We start from the raw sequence: 17,136 nt of genomic DNA, 5'->3' as shown, positions 1-17,136 counted from the left end.
CAATTTAGTGCAAAAGCTTTGAAATTAAATAAAAAACTATTGAAAAATCTTTTTTTCAATAATTGTCAAACTATCTAAACGAGTTGTGTCTTTTGGTGTTTTAATACGTAACAAATTTCTTGCTTTTCCTGATATATATATAGGAACGGATTGACCAATGGTATCTTCAGAGGTTATTAAACCTCTTTTTAACATTAGATTTTTTATGAATTTTTGATGCCTTTCAGCACCTGATTTTTGTTTTCCAATTTCGTTAAATTGATACATAAACTTTTTAGGTTTAGGAACTATAGAAGCTAGAAATAAACACTCATTTAAGCTCATTTGTTGCGGTTTTTTCTGAAAATAAAATTCAGCAGCTTCACTTATACCATAAATATTAGGTCCCCATTCTATGATATTAAAATAGACTTCTAGCATTCTTTGTTTAGAAGTAATCTGGTTATTCTCTAAAATATAAACTAATAATATTTCTTCTAATTTTCGAGATAATGTTTTTTCGCGAGTTAAAAAAACATTTTTCACTAATTGCATACTTATCGTACTGGCACCTCTTGCAAAACGTTTAGTACGTATATTTTTCGTGATAGATTGTTTAAAAGCTTCAGTAATAAATCCTCGATGTCTAAAAAAAGAGGGATCTTCACTTGTTAAGACAGCATTTTTTAGATAAGAAGGAATAGAGTCAAAAGGAGTGTAGTGAGGATTCGTATTCCCTATCCAAATAGGACGTTGAGGAACTCCATTTTCAATAGCTCTGTATTCAAATTCAGAATTTAACTTTTCTAAATTAGCCTGTCCATACTTTAAAATTTGCAGGTTGTTTTTATTTAATTTACTATCAAAAATTAATTGATGTGGTTTGTTACTATTTATTTGAAAGTTTAAATGATAATCAAAGTCACCATTTGCTTGCATTCCTTCAAAATGGCTAAATAGACCAGTAGGTAGTGAGGTGATAAAATCTTGCGCTTTAATTTTTTCTAAATCTAATTTGATTTTATAAAGTGTATCTTGGGCTGTATTATATTCTAAATAAGGTTTTACCTTTATTTTATTAAGTCTGGCTAATGAGTTCTGACTGAGCGAAATAAAATTACTTCCTAATACAAATTGATAATCAAACTCAGCTTCTTTAACAACTACATCTTTAGAGGCTATTTTAGGATGATTAATGGTAAGATTGTTTATAGAGGCTAATCCATTAATGGTTAATTCTCCAAAATTCATATCAATTTGATCTACTTTTAATCGAATTTTGTCAAAACCTGTTTTGAGTCCCCATTTTTCCTGTAAATAAGGAAGTGTTATTTGAGTTGTATCGGCTGATTGAATTAATAAATCCGTTTGTTTTTTGCGAGCATTAGCATATCCTTGTAGATTCCATTTTTGAGAAAAATGATCTGTTGTAATTTGTATTTGAGTGTTTAATTTTTCACCTTCTAAAGAAAGATTCTGCATTTGAAAAGTTAGTTTTTTATCCATATCTTGTATGCGAAGGGCTAAATTTTGTAAACGCATTTGAGTAGGTATAAGATTGAGTATTTTGGTTAAAATACGATTAACAAGTTGTGCATAATTTCGCTTTCCAGTATTTATTTCTTCCGATTTGTCTTTTTTTAGAAAGGCACTAAAATTGGTTCCTTTTTCGTTTTTTACTAGCTGAATAAAACCTTTTTCAATTTTTAAATTTTGAAGTTGTAAATCTCCTGTGATGATTTTTAAAAGACTGATTTCCGTTTCAATCTTTTTAACAGATACTAAAGTGTCTTTATTCAAAGGAAGTATTTGAATATCTTCTAAGACAATACTAGAAGTACCTGTAAAAGAAGCTTTACCTATTTGAAAAGTTGTTTCATAATCCGTTTCAAATTTATTTTGAGTTTTTAAAATAGCTTGTTCTAATAAGGTATCACGGAAAAAATATACAATTCCTATGAATAAGATTAGTAGAATAGGTAATATTTTAATAAATAAAAATAGCCATTGCTTTTTTGTTTTCATAAATCAGGTTATTGGGGTAATGAAGCTATAAAATTTTCTATTTCTTTTTTTGTGCTGCATATTTTTTTTGAAGAGGGCCTTCCTGTTCCATGCGGTTATAGTATTCTATTGCTTTGTTGTCAAAAAAAAGTTGTTGATTATGGGCAGGATTAGGTATTTGAGGATAGGTTTTATGAAAAATCATTTCATGTGTTATAAGATTGAAGATGAGTTTGAACCCAAAAGTATTATCAGGAATCCGTATTTTTTGAGGTTTTCCAAATACACCTTCTGTAGTCATTAGTATAGATTTAGGGACTGCTTTCTCTCTGAGTTCAAATCCTTCAAAATTAGGGTGTATAATGTCAAATGTTTTACTAACGTATTTGGCAGCAGCTATAGTTTTGCCTAATTCATGATAAGTTTGTACAGTTTGGAGGATTTCATTCAATGATTTCATAGGTTTTTTGTTTATCCAAATAATTCACTGATTACATCTTCAATTTTGGCAACTAGCTTTATTGCTATTTGATGATTTTTCAATGATATTTTACTATATTTAGATACAAATATGGTTGAAAAACCAAGTTTTTCCGCTTCTTGTATTCGTTGATCAATTCTATTAACGGGGCGTATTTCTCCTGACAAGCCTACTTCTCCTGCAAAACACATATCTTTTCCTACTGAAATATCTTCGTTGGAAGAAAGTATAGCAGCCACAACAGCTAGATCAATGGCTGGATCATCTACTGTAATTCCGCCTGTAATATTTAAAAAAACGTCTTTAGACCCTAATCGGAAGCCTGCTCTTTTTTCTAAAACAGCAAGTATCATATTGAGTCTTTTGGCATTATAACCCGTAGTACTTCTTTGGGGTGTACCATATACGGCTGTAGAAACGAGTGCTTGTATTTCAATCATTAGAGGGCGCATACCTTCCATGGTTGTGGCTATAGCGGTGCCTGATAATTCTTCATTTTTATGAGATATTAATATTTCAGAAGGATTACTGACTTCTCTAAGCCCTGATCCAAGCATTTCATAAATGCCTAGTTCTGATGTAGAGCCAAAACGGTTTTTGAGTGATCGTAAAATGCGATAAATATGATTTCGATCTCCTTCAAATTGTAATACGGTGTCTACCATGTGCTCTAAGATCTTAGGTCCTGCAATGGTGCCGTCTTTTGTTATATGACCAATTAGAATAACAGGTGTATTGGTTTCTTTAGCAAATTTAATAAGCTCTGCGGTACATTCTTTAATTTGAGAAATACTGCCTGCTGAAGATTCTATATAATCCGTTTGTAAAGTTTGTATGGAGTCTATTATAACCACATCGGGTTCAATCGTTTCAATTTGCCTAAAAATGTTTTGAGTTTTGGTTTCTGTTAATATATAACAATTATCATTTTCGGTGGTAATTCGTTCTGCTCGCATTTTTATCTGTTTCTGGCTTTCTTCACCTGAAACATATAGCGTTTTATAAGGTAATTTAAGAGATATTTGAAGTAATAAAGTACTCTTACCAATACCAGGTTCACCTCCTAATAAGGTTAGCGAACCTGGAACTAATCCACCACCTAAAACGCGGTTTAATTCCCCATCAGTTGTATTCATTCTAATTTCTTCCGTAGAATCAATTTCATGAACTAAAAGAGGCTTTGGTACTCTTTTATGAGTAGGAGACTCGGTTTTCCAAGTAATTTTTTCTTCTTTTTGAACAATTTCTTCAACTAAAGTATTCCATTCTTTACAAGATGTACATTGTCCTTGCCATTTAGCAAATTGACTGCCGCAACTTTGACAAAAAAAAGAGGTTTTTATTTTGGCCATTGGGTATTAATTCTCTTTTTTACTTTCTTCTTTTAGTGGTTCGGTTGATGTTTCAGAAGGTGTTTCTAAAATATTTTCTTCTGTTTTTTGATCTTTTGCTTTACCACCTTTCATTTTATTCTTTTTAGGAAGTTTGGTTTTAAGTTCTTCCGCTTTATTCATCATGAAATCCTTCGTAATGTCTCCAATTTCTGTTTTATTAAAAGAATCTTGATAAAATTTTAAGGCTTTTTTTATTTCACCTCTTTTTTCCCAATACATTCCCATGTGATACTCATACAACATTGTTTTTTCATATTGTTGACCTGAAATCTGAGCTAAAAGTTCATATTCATACCAAGCTTCATTTTTTTTAATAGCTGTTTCAATGGCTTTCATATCACTAAAACGGATCTTGGTTTTTAATCCTAATGATTTTTCTATTGCGTCATATTTTTTGTTAAGATAATCTACATAGCCTTCTTTTAAAGGACTAATGTTATCTTGATATTCCATAGCGGTAATAGGTTGATATATTTCAAAAAACTGATAAAGAGCACTAGGGATAGCGTTGGGGGCTATTCCGTAATGAGCTAATCTTTTGAAGTCATCAAACTTGTAATTTAGAAAATCATTTTTGATGGTTTGTATGTTTTTATCTAATGTTTTAATGTTTTTTTGAAATTTTTTTAAGTCACCATCAGAGGTTGCTTGGTAGTAAAAAATAGGTTTTTTTGTTTCTGAAAGTCTTTGTGCTACCATTCCCTCCATTCCATTTGCTAGTTCTGGACTAATAGAGATGTAACCATCAAACAAAGGGTTTTCTTTGTATAAAAAAGCATTTAAAAAACCAGCTGTTACATCCATACCCGCTATTATACGAAAAGGAGCTAATCGGTATTTTTTTTCTAGATGAGGTAAAAGTTCAGCACCTATAAATTCAAAAAAATCAGCACCTTTCTTTGTTGGTAAACCTTCTGCTGGATCAAATTGTGAATCATCATAACGTTCGTTGTTTTTATTTTGATTAATACCAACTAATATTACTTCTGGTAGATCATCCCAATAATTACCATAACGTAAAGTACTTTCAAATGATGGGAATAAAAATTCTCCATCAAGTACCAATATCATAGGATAACTACGTTCTGGATTAGTGCTATAAGAGGTAGGTAACTTAACTGTAATATCTCTTTTTGTATTAAGTTTTGCAGAGAAAAAGTGGTCTACTGTTGTCTGAGAAAATAGATTCAATGAACAAAAGAAGGCAAACGCCCATATAAAATTTTTCATATCTGTGTATTTTATTTATAATGTCTTCATATTATAAAATTGCCTTTAATTGTGTAAATAGTTTGTTATAGGCTAAAATTTATAAAAAAATCATCTGTTTAGTTGGTGAAGCAAGTTACTAAATTATTTTTTTTTAGTAACAATTGGTAAAACGGAAAATGAAAAGATGCCTAGAAGAATTGTAATTAAAAGTTGAGATGTCCAAACAATCCATCCAAAAGCATTTCCTGCTTCTATAGGGATTTTATATAAGACTAAAATTTTTGCTATCAAAACAGGGAAAAAGCCAAATCCACCGTTAGTAAATGACATGGTTAGTCCTCCTATTACGAAAGCGACAAGTATTGTTCCAAAATTAATTGTGCTGGTAGCTTCTAATGCAAATACGGTAATATAGAACATTAGTACATAGGAAAACCAGATTAGAAAAGTAAAAAATAAAAAACGCCATTTATTAGGCATGTATAATAAACTAAAAATACCTTCTTTTAAACCTGCAATTTTTGACTTAAAAAGGAGGATGTACTTCCAATTAGAATAGCTGTACAATAATAAAAAACTAACGCCTAATATAAATCCTATGATTAAAAGTATAATTAGTTTTTCGATAGGGATATAGGTAAGTAAAAAACTTTTTAACGTATTTATTTCTAATATTAAGGCGCTGAATACAAATAATAAGAGAAAAATTAGATCAACAATTCGCTCAGCTATGATCGTTCCAAAAGCTTTATCAAAAGGGACATCTTGGTATTTTTTTAGGAGTAATGCTCTAGAAAATTCACCTGATCTAGGAATTGTTAAATTTACGAAATAGCCTATACAAACTGCCAAGAAATTAAGTTTGAAATTGGGTTTTACCCCTATTTCTTGTAGTGCATATTTCCAACGATAAGCTCTAAAAATACAACCCAAAATAGCTATAAATAAAGAAATTGTAACGAAACTATAATTAGCCGTTGTAAAGTACAATTTCATTTGAGCAATTTGCTTTTCGGTAAATGAATTATATGTATAGTAAGTCAATCCAGCACCTAATAGTAATGGAATGATCAAACTAGCATAAGAGCGTATTTTGCTACTCACGTTATTCTAATGAATTGTTTTCTTCATTAGGAAATACAATAGAAGGTTTGAAGTTTTTGGCTTCACTAATCTCTATGCTTCCGTACGAAATAATAATAATAATATCTCCTTGATGTACTTTACGCGCAGCAGGTCCATTTAACGTAATTTCACCACTGTTTTTAGGTCCCTTGATAGCATAGGTTTCTAAGCGTTCTCCATTGTTGACATTAACAATAGATACCTTTTCGCCTTCAAAAATATTGGCGGCTTCCATTAAAACTTCGTCAATAGTTATACTTCCGATATAATTTAAATCGGCACCTGTTACTTTAACTCGGTGAATTTTTGATTTTACAACTTCAATTCGCATGGCACAAAGTTATATTATTTTAGTGAAATGTTGTCAATTAAACGTATATTGTTTACAAAAACAGCTATAAAAGCACGGTAAACTTTGTTTGGTAATTTCTCCCTACAAGTTTTTAAAGTTTCTTCTTCTGCTATTTCAAAATATTCTAAATCAAATAAAGATTGTTTTGAAAATTCTGTCTGTACCCATCTTGTTAAACTTTCAGGGGATTGATTGTAAAAATTGTTTTTGACAGCAGTTAGTGTTTCAAAAATAAAAGAGGCTTCTGCTTTTTCTTGTAGAGATAAACGTTGATTTCTTGAACTCATGGCAAGACCATTTGCTTCTCGATAAATAGCACAACCTACAATGTTTACAGGGATGTTATAGTTTTTGACTAATTTTTTAACAATTTGTAATTGTTGAAAATCTTTTTCTCCAAAATAAGCATTTGTAGGATTAATAATTTCAAATAATTTTTTAACAATAGTTCCTACACCATCAAAATGACCAGGTCTGTGTTTGCCTTCCATTTCAAATTCTAAACCGTCATATTCAAAATGAGTAGATACAGTATTGCCTTCATATATGTCCTCAATAGTAGGGGCATAAACAATGATGTTAGGGTTGAAGGTGTTAATCTTGCTTAAGTCCTCTTCTAAAGTTCGAGGATATTTATCAAGATCTTCTTGGTTGTTAAATTGAGTTGGGTTTACGAAAATACTTACAACTGCAAGATCGTTATAATTTAAAGCTTCTTCTACCAATGACAAGTGTCCTTGGTGCAAAGCTCCCATAGTAGGAACAAAACCAATTGTCTTTTTTGGATTTAAAAAAGTATCTAAATGTCTTTTTAATTCGCTTTTTTGAGTAAATAAAGGCATATAAAATTCTTAAAATAAGTGCAAAATTACTATTTTAGTCGTTATCTCCGTAAAAATTTGTAATTTTGCGTGGATTTGTGTCCAATAAACAAAACAGTAAAGTAAAGATGGAGGATAAAAGGATATTGTATGTATCATCCGAATTAGTGCCCTATTTGCCTGAAAATGAGGTCTCTTTGATGTCGTTTGATTTACCAAAAATGATTAACGATCAAGGCGGGCAAATTAGAATTTTTATGCCACGTTATGGAAATGTAAATGAAAGAAGGCATCAATTACATGAAGTAATTAGGCTTTCAGGAATGAATTTAGTGGTAAATGATGTTGATATGCCTCTGATTATTAAAGTTGCTTCAATACCTAAGGAACGTATTCAGGTGTACTTTATAGACAATGATGAGTATTTTAAACGCAAGTCTACTTTTACGGATGAAGAAGGCGTGTTGTTTGAAGATAACGATGAGCGTGCCATTTTCTTTGCAAAAGGAGTTGTAGAAACTGTAAAGAAATTAAATTGGGTTCCAGATATTATTCATGTTCAAGGATGGATGGCTTCGTTATTGCCTATTTATATGAGACATTATTATAAAGACGATGCTTTGTTTTCCGAAACTAAAATAGTCACATCTATCTTTAAGGATGGTTATGAAGGAATATTAGATGCACAAATTTCTAAAAAGGTTCAATTTGATGGTGTGCCACAAGAAGCAATTCAAGAATTAGATAACCCAACCTATGAAAATTTGATGATGGTTGCTATTAACCATTCTGACGGGGTTGTGATGGGGTCTGAAGAAATATCGCCAAATTTAACAAAATTTATAGAATCTTCTAAAAAACCTTTTTTACCTTTCGCCTCAAAAGATGTATTCGCAGAAGCTTATACAGAATTTTATAAAACTCAAATATTAGGTTAATAAAATGAATTTCAATACTTTTGCAAAAAAATCAATAGTTTTGCTATTCGGTTTTTTATTGTCTTGCGATCAAGATTATAATACATTAGGGGCTGATTTAGTTGGAGATGAAACTTTTACTTTTTTGGCAGGTGAGGATAAATCAAGTAGTATAACTATTAATGATCTAGATTTAGGCGCAGTTCAGTCTAATAATCTTTCTGTAAATCATTTAGGATTGTTAAAGAATGATTATTTTGGAGAGACAACTGCTTCTTTTGTTACTCAATTACAATTAGCAACAGCAGCACCAGTATTTGGAACAGGAATTGAAGTAGATAGTGTGGTGCTTTCAGTGCCTTATTTTAGTACTAAATTAAGTACTGATGTTAATGGAAAAGGAACTTATAGACTAGATTCTATTTATACTAATACAAAAGATTATTACACAGATTTTAAAACAGATAAGTTGCCTGCTTTCAATTTAGAGGTCTTTCGTAATAATTTTGCTTTAAATGATTATGATATAAATGATATTACCAAAAATGGAAAATATTATTCAGATCAAGAAAGTGTATTAGATGTAGTAGTAGGAGAAAAATTAAATAATGCTGCTAATCCAAATGAAAACACTAATTTTAAACCCAATCAAGCTGAGTTTGAAAAGCCAAAAGTAGATGATCTAACACAAAAGTTATTACCTATAAAAGATAATCCAGGGAATGTAGGAGAACGTTTTTCTCCTCGTATACGTTTACACCTAGATAAATCTCATTTTGAAAATAATATCATAAAAGCTGATTCAAGATATTTAACAAACAATAATGCTTTTGTAAATTATTATAAAGGTTTGACATTTAGAGTATCTAGAAACGAAGGCACAATGATGGGGCTAGATTTTAAGAAAGGAGATGTAACAATTTATTACAAACAAGATAGAACGGATAATAAAGGAAAAGAAATGAAAACCTTCGTTCTTAAAATGACGGGAAATAATTTAAATATTTTAAAACATAATAAGTCGGCTATTTATGCAAGTGCTCTTTCATCCAATACACCAACGGATAATTTATTCTTAAAAGGTGGTCAAGGATCAATAGCAGAAATCAAAATAGACCAAGCTTTAATTGATGATTTAAAAAATAAAGGAGCACTCGTTAATGATGCTAGTTTGTATTTTACTGTTGATCCAAATTTTGTAAACTCGCTAAGCAGTAGTAATAAGTCTTTTTATTACCTTAATCCAATGCGTTTATACTTGTTTAATGCAGAAAAAACAAGATCATTGTTAGATTATACAAATGATATTACCAAGCTAACTAATGTTCCTAAAAAGGATAAATATGTTCACGGAGGTATATTACAAAAAGTAAATGATAAATATATGTATCGTATTCGATTAACGGATCATATTAATCAGATTATAAATGATAAAACAGGCACTTATACCAATGTAAAGTTAGGTCTTGCTATTGCCGAAAGTATTTATATAACGCCTGAAGCACAGGGATTATCGGCTATAAGTGCATTAAAAAACACAACAAATATTTTAAAAAGTATTCCTTCAACTGCAGTAATAAGCCCTTTAGGTGTTGTTTTAGGAGGAATGCAAGGAGATAATAAAGTTCAATTTAAAATAAGCTATACTAAACGAAATTAATATGTGTGGAATTGTAGGATATATAGGATATAGAGAAGCTTATCCTATTGTAGTAAAAGGGTTAAAAAGATTAGAATATAGAGGTTATGATAGTGCTGGTTTGGTACTGTATGATGGAGAAGACATAAAATTATCTAAAACCAAAGGAAAAGTTTCTGATCTAGAAGAAAAATCTAAAACAGAAATAACATTAAGTGGAACCATAGGTATTGGTCATACACGTTGGGCTACACACGGAGTTCCAAATGATGTAAATTCGCATCCTCATACTTCTAATTCTGGAGACCTGGTTATTGTTCATAATGGAATTATTGAAAATTATGAACCCTTAAAAAAAGAATTAATTAACAGAGGTTATGTTTTTCATTCAGATACAGATACAGAAGTATTAGTTAATCTGATAGAAGAAGTTCAAAAACAAGAAAATATAAAATTAGGGAAAGCAGTACAAATTGCTTTGAATCAAGTAGTAGGAGCCTATGCAATTTGTGTTTTTGACAAGAAAAAACCCAATGAGATAGTAGTAGCTAGACTAGGTAGTCCTTTAGCTATTGGAGTAGCTGAAAACGAATTTTTTATAGCTTCAGATGCTTCTCCTTTTATTGAGTACACTTCAAACGCAATCTATTTAGAAGACGAAGAAATGGCTATTATTCGTTTGAAAAAAGGATTAAAAGTAAGAAAAATTAAAGATGATTCATTAGTACATCCTTATGTTCAAGAACTAAAAATGAACTTAGAACAGATTGAAAAAGGAGGGTATGATCATTTCATGTTAAAAGAAATTTATGAACAACCTAACGTAATAAAAGATACTTATAGAGGACGTTTGTACTCTAATGAAGGAATCATTAAAATGGCTGGTGTTGAAGATAATTTAGAGAAATTTACAAATGCCAATAGAATCCTAATAGTTGCTTGTGGTACTTCATGGCATGCAGGTCTAGTAGCAGAATATATTTTTGAAGAGTTTGCTCGCATTCCAGTAGAAGTAGAATATGCCTCTGAGTTCCGTTATAGAAATCCTATCATTAGCGATAAAGATGTTGTAATTGCAATCTCTCAATCAGGAGAAACAGCAGATACTTTAGCAGCCATCAAATTAGCAAAAGAAAAAGGAGCGTTTGTATTTGGAGTTTGCAACGTAGTTGGATCTTCTATCTCTAGAGAGTCTCACGCTGGAGCTTATACACATGCAGGACCAGAAATTGGGGTAGCTTCCACAAAAGCATTTACTACACAAATTACGGTTTTAACCATGATTGCTTTACGTTTGGCTAAAGCAAAAGGAAGCTTGTCAAAATCAGATTACCATCGTTATTTATCTGAATTAGAGGCAATGCCAGAAAAAGTAGAAGAAACATTGTTAACAAATGAAGTTTCAAAAGAAATAGCGGAGGTTTATAAAGAAGCTACCAATTGTTTGTACTTAGGTAGAGGGTACAATTTTCCAGTGGCTTTAGAAGGTGCTTTAAAACTAAAAGAAATTTCTTATATACATGCTGAAGGCTATCCAGCAGCGGAAATGAAGCATGGTCCTATTGCATTGATAGATGAGCACATGCCTGTAATTGTTATTGCACCTAAACAAGGACACTATGATAAAGTGGTAAGTAATATCCAAGAAATTAAATCCCGTAGTGGTAAAATAATTGCCGTAGTAACTAAAGGAGATGAACAAGTGCGCTCTTTAGCAGATCACGTTATTGAAATTCCAGAATGTTCAGACGCTTTATCACCATTATTAACAACTATTCCTTTGCAGTTATTGTCATACCATATAGCAGTACTAAGAGGTTGTAATGTAGATCAGCCAAGAAACTTAGCTAAATCAGTTACAGTAGAATAATTATACGTATATAATAAAAAAGCGGTAGTCTTGTTTTAGAGACTACCGCTTTTATTTTTATAGTGTTTCTTTAAGCCATTTAAAAAATTCGCGTTGCCATACCAATGCGTTTTGTGGTTTTAAAACCCAGTGGTTTTCTTCTGGAAAATGTAAAAAACGACTTTTTATTCCTTTTAATTGAGCTGCTTGAAAAGCTTCTTGACCTTGTCCTAACGGAACTCTATAGTCTTTTCCTCCTTGTATAATAAGAATAGGAGTAGTCCAGTTATTAATTAAATGAATTGGGTTAAAATCGTTGTACGTTTTTTGTGCAACAATGTTATTCTTTTCCCAATAAGCCCCTCCTGAATCCCAGTTTGTAAAGAACACTTCTTCTGTAGTTCCATACATACTTTGGGTGTTAAAGATACCACAATGTGAAATAAATGTTTTAAAACGATTGTTGTGAATTCCCGCTAAGTAAAATACTGAGTACCCACCATAGCTTGCACCTACAGCACCTAATCGGGTTTTGTCTACATAAGATTCTTTTGTTATATCGTCAATAGCTGATAAATAATCATCCATTACTTGACCACCCCAATCTTTGCTAATTTGTTCATTCCATTTTACACCATGACCAGGCATTCCTCTACGGTTTGGAGCAACTACTATATAGCCTTGTGATGCAATTGTTTGAAAATTCCAACGAAAAGAATAATATTGAGTTAAGGCACTTTGTGGTCCTCCTTGGCAGTATAATAGAGTAGGGTATTTTTTTGTAGCATCAAAATTTGGTGGAAGTATAATCCAAACCAACATTTTTTTACCATCTGTAGTGGTTACGTAACGTCTCTCTGTTTTACATAAATTTAAATTTTTATAAATTTCTGTATTAACATGAGTTATCTGATTCCAAGATTTGTTTTTTAAATGATAAGAATAAATTTCAGAAGCATGATTGATGTCATTTCTCATCAAAAGAATTTGATCAGGTGTAAAATCTATAATCTGCGTTATGTCAAAATCACCATTGGTAATTTGTTTAACTCCAATAGCTATTTTGGTCAATCCTGGAAAGTTTACTTCAAATAATTGCTTTGTGCCATCTATAGGAGCAATAAAATAGATTTTTTTTCCATCTTTACTCCATTTAAAACTCTCTACAGTTCCATCCCAGTTAGCAGTTAGGTTTATTTCAATTCCTTTATGTTTTACAATAATATCATTTTTATCAGCTTCGTAACCATCTTGTTTCATCTGTAGCCAAGTAAGATCACCGTTTGGTGAAAAATCAGGATGTGTGTCATAACCCGGATTATTAGGTGTAAGATTTACAGTTTGTTTAGTTTCAATATTATATTGGTATAAATCAGTGTTAGTACTGGTTGCATAAGCCGTTCCAGTCTTTTTTTTACAGACATAGATGATGTTTTTACTATCAGGAGACCAAATATAATCTTCATCACCACCAAATGGTTTTTGTGGAGCATCATAAGGTTCTCCTTCCATAATGTCTATAGCTGGAGCCAAACGTACATTAGGTGCAGGTACTCCGCCAAAGAAGACATGATTGTATGTGCCATCTCGCCAAGTATCCCAATGACGATAATCAAGACCGTCATAAACTTGAGCATCTGACAGAGATAATTCTGGGTAAAAATCTTTTCCTAATACAGGAGTTATTTTAACTTCTTTATCAGAAAGTAAGTACATTCCATCAGGAGAAATGTTCTTGTTTTTTATCAATTCTGTGTACTCTTTAATTTCACTGGCATTACCACCTGTAATAGAAATGCTATAAAATTTACTAGTAGATTTGTTTTCCTCAATAGATGGGGTAGCTACTTTATAAATAATATTTTTTCCATCTTTTGATACTCCAAGAGGTGTTACACGACCTAATTTCCATAATAAATCAGGAGTCATGATGTTTTGTGCGATTCCAGAATTAATACTCATAAGCGTTACGCTTAATAGCGCTAGTTTTTTCATTTTTGATCTTTTTTGCTAAAATAATGATTTTATTAAAAAAAAAGCTATCTCTTAGAGATAGCTTTTTGGTTGGGGGTTGGGTTAATTATCAAAGTTATTCTTTGATAAAGCGTTTAGTAACAGTTGAATGCAAATCAGAAACTTCTAATATATAGTTTCCAGCTTTACAATTGGTTACATTGATTTGTTCATTGTTTATTTTTCCTTCTAAAACTATTTGTCCAACTAGGTTATATACTTTATACGTTGCCATTTCAGAAATACCTTTAATAGTAAGTATTTCGGAAGTTGGAATAGGGAATACAGTAATTTCAAAACCTGAGGCAATATTTTTTTGATTTTCTTTAGCACTCGAAGTAATGTTAATAGTGTAATCTTCTACTTGTCCATAAGAAAAAGTTTCACATGAAGTAGGAATTCCATTGTACTTCATAGATATTCTCATTCTAGTTGCTCCTAAAATTGCTGTTGCTGGAATTGTAAATGTACCAGAAACGGGTGTTGTAGTAGAAGGGGCTTTAGTCCAAACAGTTTCACCTGCATCTGTAAAATCACCATCTTGATTATAATCAATAAAAAGGGCATAGCCTTCAGGATAAGTTGTTGAGTTCCATGATGGAGTAATTGTTATCGTTTGAGTTGAGCTTCTTACTGCTGAAGTAGATAGAGTTGTAAAGTTTTCGTAACCAACAGTGCTAGTAGAAGTATTATTAATTGTTCCAATTACAACTTTTCCTATTTTTTCATCAGCAGTACTATTGCCTTTTGAAGTGCAATAAGTAAGTGTGTTAGATAGTGTAGTTACGCTAACAATATTACTTGCAATAGAAATATTACCCGCGGCATCTTTTGCTTTCACTGTAAAAGAATAGGTTGTAGAAGGGGTTAAGCCTGTTACGTTATAAGTTTTAGATGTAATGGAACCCAATAAAGTAGTTCCTTGATATATTTCATATCCTGTAACGCCTACATTGTCAGTATCACCATTCCAAGATAAGTTAGTAGAAGAAGTTGTTGTACCAGATGCACTTAATATTGGAGCAGTTGGAGCAGTTGTGTCAATTACATTAGCTAAAGTTGTTACGCTAACAACATTGCTTGCAATAGAAATATTACCCGCGGCATCTTTTGCTTTCACTGTAAAAGAATAGGTTGTAGAAGGGGTTAAGCCTGTTACGTTATAAGTTTTAGATGTAATGGAACCCAATAAAGTAGTTCCTTGATACACATCATATCCTATAACACCTACATTATCAGTGTCACCATTCCAAGATAAGTTAGTAGAAGAAGTTGTTGTGCCAGATGCGCTTAAGACAGGAGCTGTTGGTGGTATAGTATCAGATGTACTTAGGTTTACAGTAATATTTGCATTGTTAACATCAAAAAAGATATGATTTGATCCTTTAACCATAATTCGGCCTGTAGTAGTAGCAGTATTAGGTATTGTTATATTTTCGGATCCATCATTAGGTGTTCCTGCTAATAAAGTTGTCCAAGTTGCACCATTATTTGTTGACCATAAAATATCTACATTAGAGCAGTTAACACCATTTGCAGTGGTACCTGCTACGTTCCAAGTTATTAATTGAGAAGTGCCTCCTGTATAAGAAGTTTCGCTTCCTTGAGAAGTAATAGCAAAAGGACCAGCAGTTCCATTAACTGTTACGATCATATCATCAGAGTTGTTAGCACCACCACCAGCTCTGTTATCACGAACGGTAAAACGGAAATTCATAGTTCTAGCAATAGAAGGTAAAGCTTCTACTAAAATTTCAGAACCTTGTGTAGTAGTTGCTCCTGTTAGAATAGAAGCCATTTGAGGAAAATATCTCGAAGGAATTGTTGTAGGGGTATAAGATCTAAAAATAGGACCAGACACCTTGGTTGTACTAGCAGCAGAACTTGTTCCAGTTTGGGTTGAAGTAGCACTGTCAAATTGTTCCCAAATATAAGTTAAGACATCTCCATTAGCATCAGTTCCTGTACCAGTAAGAACAAACGGAGTGCTTTTTGGAATAGTAAAATCTAATCCAGCATTTGCAGTTGGAATAGCATTACCTGTTGGAGTGTTTACAGCGCACGCTTTTGTTTTTATATTGTTAGTAACTTGTTGAATGCTATAAGTGTGAAAATAAGCGTCAGAATGAGCTTGAACATCTTGTGGTGTAATGCCAGCATATCCCATAATTGTAGACCCAGAACCTGGCTCCATATTAGCTCCAGTTCTTTCTTTACTATGAGAGTGTGTATGATTAGCACCAAATTGATGCCCCATTTCATGCGCAACATAGTCAATATCAAAATTGTCTCCTTGTGGTATTCCATCACCAGGAGATGTATATCCAGAACCTTTGTTTTGATCGGTCGTACTAGAAGTGTCATCTACACAAATACAGCCAATACAACCCGCGTTACCACCACCTCCAGAAGCACCAAATAAGTGTCCTATGTCATAAGCTCCATTGCCAATGGTATTGGTTAGGTTATTTTGTAACTCAGTATTCCATGCGCCTCCTGAACCTGTAGAAGCAACGGAATAAGGATCCGTAGAAGCATTTGTATAAATAAGTACATCATTATTTGCAATCAGGTTCATTCTGGTATTAAAATCTTTTTCAAAAACACCATTTACTCGAGTCATTGTGGCATTTATAGCAGCCAATGCTTGTGCTACGGTACCACCAAAATAAGTCGTGTATTCACCTGTTACGGATAATGCTAAACGAAAAGTTCTTAAAGTGCCATCATCTGCATTAGGGCGTAAATTAGTTCCAGAAACTTTAAAACTTGGTTCTATTTTATCAATTACTTTACATTCAAATGGTGATAAGTTTTCTTTTTTATCAGCTTTTTTATAAACAGAATAAGTCTTTAAATCTTTAGAATAAGGTTCAATGAATGAAGCTGATTTTCCAGCATTTAATGTCATAGACTTAAATCCTAAAGGAGACATACTAAAATAAGCAGTAGAAGTAGGATTGTCAATGCCAATTCCTATGTACGATCGGATTTGAGGATATTTAGCTTGTAAAGCAGCATCCATATTAGAGTTTTCGTAAACTTTAAATTTTTCTAACTTTCCTTCAGCATTTGGAAGTGAAATAACGGTTGCAGAACTAGAACGACCAAATCGGTTAGGAGATTTAGATAATTGTTTTCTGATCAAATCAATATTCAAGTCAAAAAGGTTCTTCTCAGGAAGTTGTGTTTTGTATTCTATTAGGGTTCTATGATTGGTATTGGTACGTTTCCATAAGCCATCTTGACCCAATACAACTCCTGTTGCCAATAAGGCAATTAAAAGTAATTTCTTTTTCATTTGGTTGGTTGGTGTTAATAATGGCTGCGAATATATTTATATTTTTTTA

At 32.0% G+C, this 17,136-nt stretch carries 12 protein-coding genes; 3 read left to right on the top strand and 9 right to left on the bottom strand.

All coding sequences use genetic code 11. The features are described 5' to 3' along the window. Positions 1 to 36: 36 nt before the first annotated feature. The 7 genes from ACUXZJ_RS02040 to panC all read right to left on the bottom strand — a co-directional run bounded on the left by ACUXZJ_RS02040 (position 37) and on the right by panC (position 7,389). On the bottom strand, positions 37 to 2,004 hold the full coding sequence (locus ACUXZJ_RS02040; RefSeq protein WP_060381510.1) for a transglycosylase domain-containing protein: 1,968 nt from the start codon (positions 2,002 to 2,004) through the stop codon (positions 37 to 39). Positions 2,005 to 2,041: 37 nt separating this feature from the next. After that, complete coding sequence (locus ACUXZJ_RS02035; protein WP_060381511.1) at positions 2,042 to 2,443, bottom strand: hypothetical protein; 402 nt, start codon at positions 2,441 to 2,443, stop codon at positions 2,042 to 2,044. A gap of 11 nt (positions 2,444 to 2,454) precedes the next feature. Further along, positions 2,455 to 3,816 (bottom strand): DNA repair protein RadA, encoded by a 1,362-nt coding sequence (gene radA / locus ACUXZJ_RS02030; protein WP_060381512.1) that lies wholly within the window; start codon positions 3,814 to 3,816, stop codon positions 2,455 to 2,457. Between the two features lie 6 nt (positions 3,817 to 3,822). Beyond that, on the bottom strand, positions 3,823 to 5,088 hold the full coding sequence (locus ACUXZJ_RS02025; RefSeq protein ID WP_060381513.1) for an alpha/beta hydrolase: 1,266 nt from the start codon (positions 5,086 to 5,088) through the stop codon (positions 3,823 to 3,825). 123 nt (positions 5,089 to 5,211) lie between these two features. Then, on the bottom strand, positions 5,212 to 6,174 hold the full coding sequence (locus ACUXZJ_RS02020; protein ID WP_060381514.1) for a lysylphosphatidylglycerol synthase transmembrane domain-containing protein: 963 nt from the start codon (positions 6,172 to 6,174) through the stop codon (positions 5,212 to 5,214). 1 nt (position 6,175) lies between these two features. Further along, on the bottom strand, positions 6,176 to 6,526 hold the full coding sequence (panD, locus tag ACUXZJ_RS02015; RefSeq protein WP_060381515.1) for an aspartate 1-decarboxylase: 351 nt from the start codon (positions 6,524 to 6,526) through the stop codon (positions 6,176 to 6,178). A gap of 14 nt (positions 6,527 to 6,540) precedes the next feature. Next, positions 6,541 to 7,389, bottom strand: a complete 849-nt coding sequence (gene panC, locus ACUXZJ_RS02010) for a pantoate--beta-alanine ligase (RefSeq protein ID WP_060381516.1) — start codon at positions 7,387 to 7,389, stop codon at positions 6,541 to 6,543. 107 nt (positions 7,390 to 7,496) lie between these two features. On the opposite strand from panC, the gene ACUXZJ_RS02005 reads away from it, so the two are divergent. The 3 genes from ACUXZJ_RS02005 to glmS are packed head-to-tail and all read left to right on the top strand — an operon-like array spanning position 7,497 to position 11,794. Further along, positions 7,497 to 8,306 (top strand): glycogen/starch synthase, encoded by an 810-nt coding sequence (locus ACUXZJ_RS02005; protein ID WP_060381517.1) that lies wholly within the window; start codon positions 7,497 to 7,499, stop codon positions 8,304 to 8,306. 4 nt (positions 8,307 to 8,310) lie between these two features. Then, positions 8,311 to 9,945 carry a DUF4270 domain-containing protein gene (locus tag ACUXZJ_RS02000; RefSeq protein WP_446195658.1) on the top strand — a complete coding sequence of 545 codons (1,635 nt, stop codon included), beginning with the start codon at positions 8,311 to 8,313 and terminating at the stop codon, positions 9,943 to 9,945. Between the two features lies 1 nt (position 9,946). Continuing rightward, positions 9,947 to 11,794, top strand: a complete 1,848-nt coding sequence (gene glmS / locus ACUXZJ_RS01995; protein ID WP_060381519.1) for a glutamine--fructose-6-phosphate transaminase (isomerizing) — start codon at positions 9,947 to 9,949, stop codon at positions 11,792 to 11,794. 57 nt (positions 11,795 to 11,851) lie between these two features. Here the strand turns inward: glmS and ACUXZJ_RS01990 are convergent, their stop codons facing one another. Both ACUXZJ_RS01990 and ACUXZJ_RS01985 read right to left on the bottom strand, forming a co-directional pair. Further along, on the bottom strand, positions 11,852 to 13,768 hold the full coding sequence (locus ACUXZJ_RS01990; protein ID WP_063743351.1) for a S9 family peptidase: 1,917 nt from the start codon (positions 13,766 to 13,768) through the stop codon (positions 11,852 to 11,854). A gap of 94 nt (positions 13,769 to 13,862) precedes the next feature. Next, a complete protein-coding gene (locus tag ACUXZJ_RS01985; RefSeq protein ID WP_060381521.1) occupies positions 13,863 to 17,087 on the bottom strand; it encodes a reprolysin-like metallopeptidase in 3,225 nt (1,074 codons plus the stop codon). Positions 17,088 to 17,136: the final 49 nt, after the last annotated feature.

Source organism: Flavobacterium sp. TN-1, assembly GCF_052828645.1.
The sequence above is the reverse complement of the archived record's forward strand: the minus strand, read 5'-3'. Positions and strand labels throughout refer to the sequence as shown.

What these genes read in the sequence shown, in the direction of transcription:
- ACUXZJ_RS02040 (WP_060381510.1), bottom strand. Translation starts at nt 2,004, where the DNA reads ATGAAAACAAAAAAGCAATGGCTATTTTTATTTATTAAAATATTACCT.
- ACUXZJ_RS02035 (WP_060381511.1), bottom strand. Translation starts at nt 2,443, where the DNA reads ATGAAATCATTGAATGAAATCCTCCAAACTGTACAAACTTATCATGAA.
- radA (WP_060381512.1), bottom strand. Translation starts at nt 3,816, where the DNA reads ATGGCCAAAATAAAAACCTCTTTTTTTTGTCAAAGTTGCGGCAGTCAA.
- ACUXZJ_RS02025 (WP_060381513.1), bottom strand. Translation starts at nt 5,088, where the DNA reads ATGAAAAATTTTATATGGGCGTTTGCCTTCTTTTGTTCATTGAATCTA.
- panD (WP_060381515.1), bottom strand. Translation starts at nt 6,526, where the DNA reads ATGCGAATTGAAGTTGTAAAATCAAAAATTCACCGAGTTAAAGTAACA.
- panC (WP_060381516.1), bottom strand. Translation starts at nt 7,389, where the DNA reads ATGCCTTTATTTACTCAAAAAAGCGAATTAAAAAGACATTTAGATACT.
- ACUXZJ_RS02005 (WP_060381517.1), top strand. Translation starts at nt 7,497, where the DNA reads ATGGAGGATAAAAGGATATTGTATGTATCATCCGAATTAGTGCCCTAT.
- ACUXZJ_RS02000 (WP_446195658.1), top strand. Translation starts at nt 8,311, where the DNA reads ATGAATTTCAATACTTTTGCAAAAAAATCAATAGTTTTGCTATTCGGT.
- glmS (WP_060381519.1), top strand. Translation starts at nt 9,947, where the DNA reads ATGTGTGGAATTGTAGGATATATAGGATATAGAGAAGCTTATCCTATT.
- ACUXZJ_RS01990 (WP_063743351.1), bottom strand. Translation starts at nt 13,768, where the DNA reads ATGAAAAAACTAGCGCTATTAAGCGTAACGCTTATGAGTATTAATTCT.
- ACUXZJ_RS01985 (WP_060381521.1), bottom strand. Translation starts at nt 17,087, where the DNA reads ATGAAAAAGAAATTACTTTTAATTGCCTTATTGGCAACAGGAGTTGTA.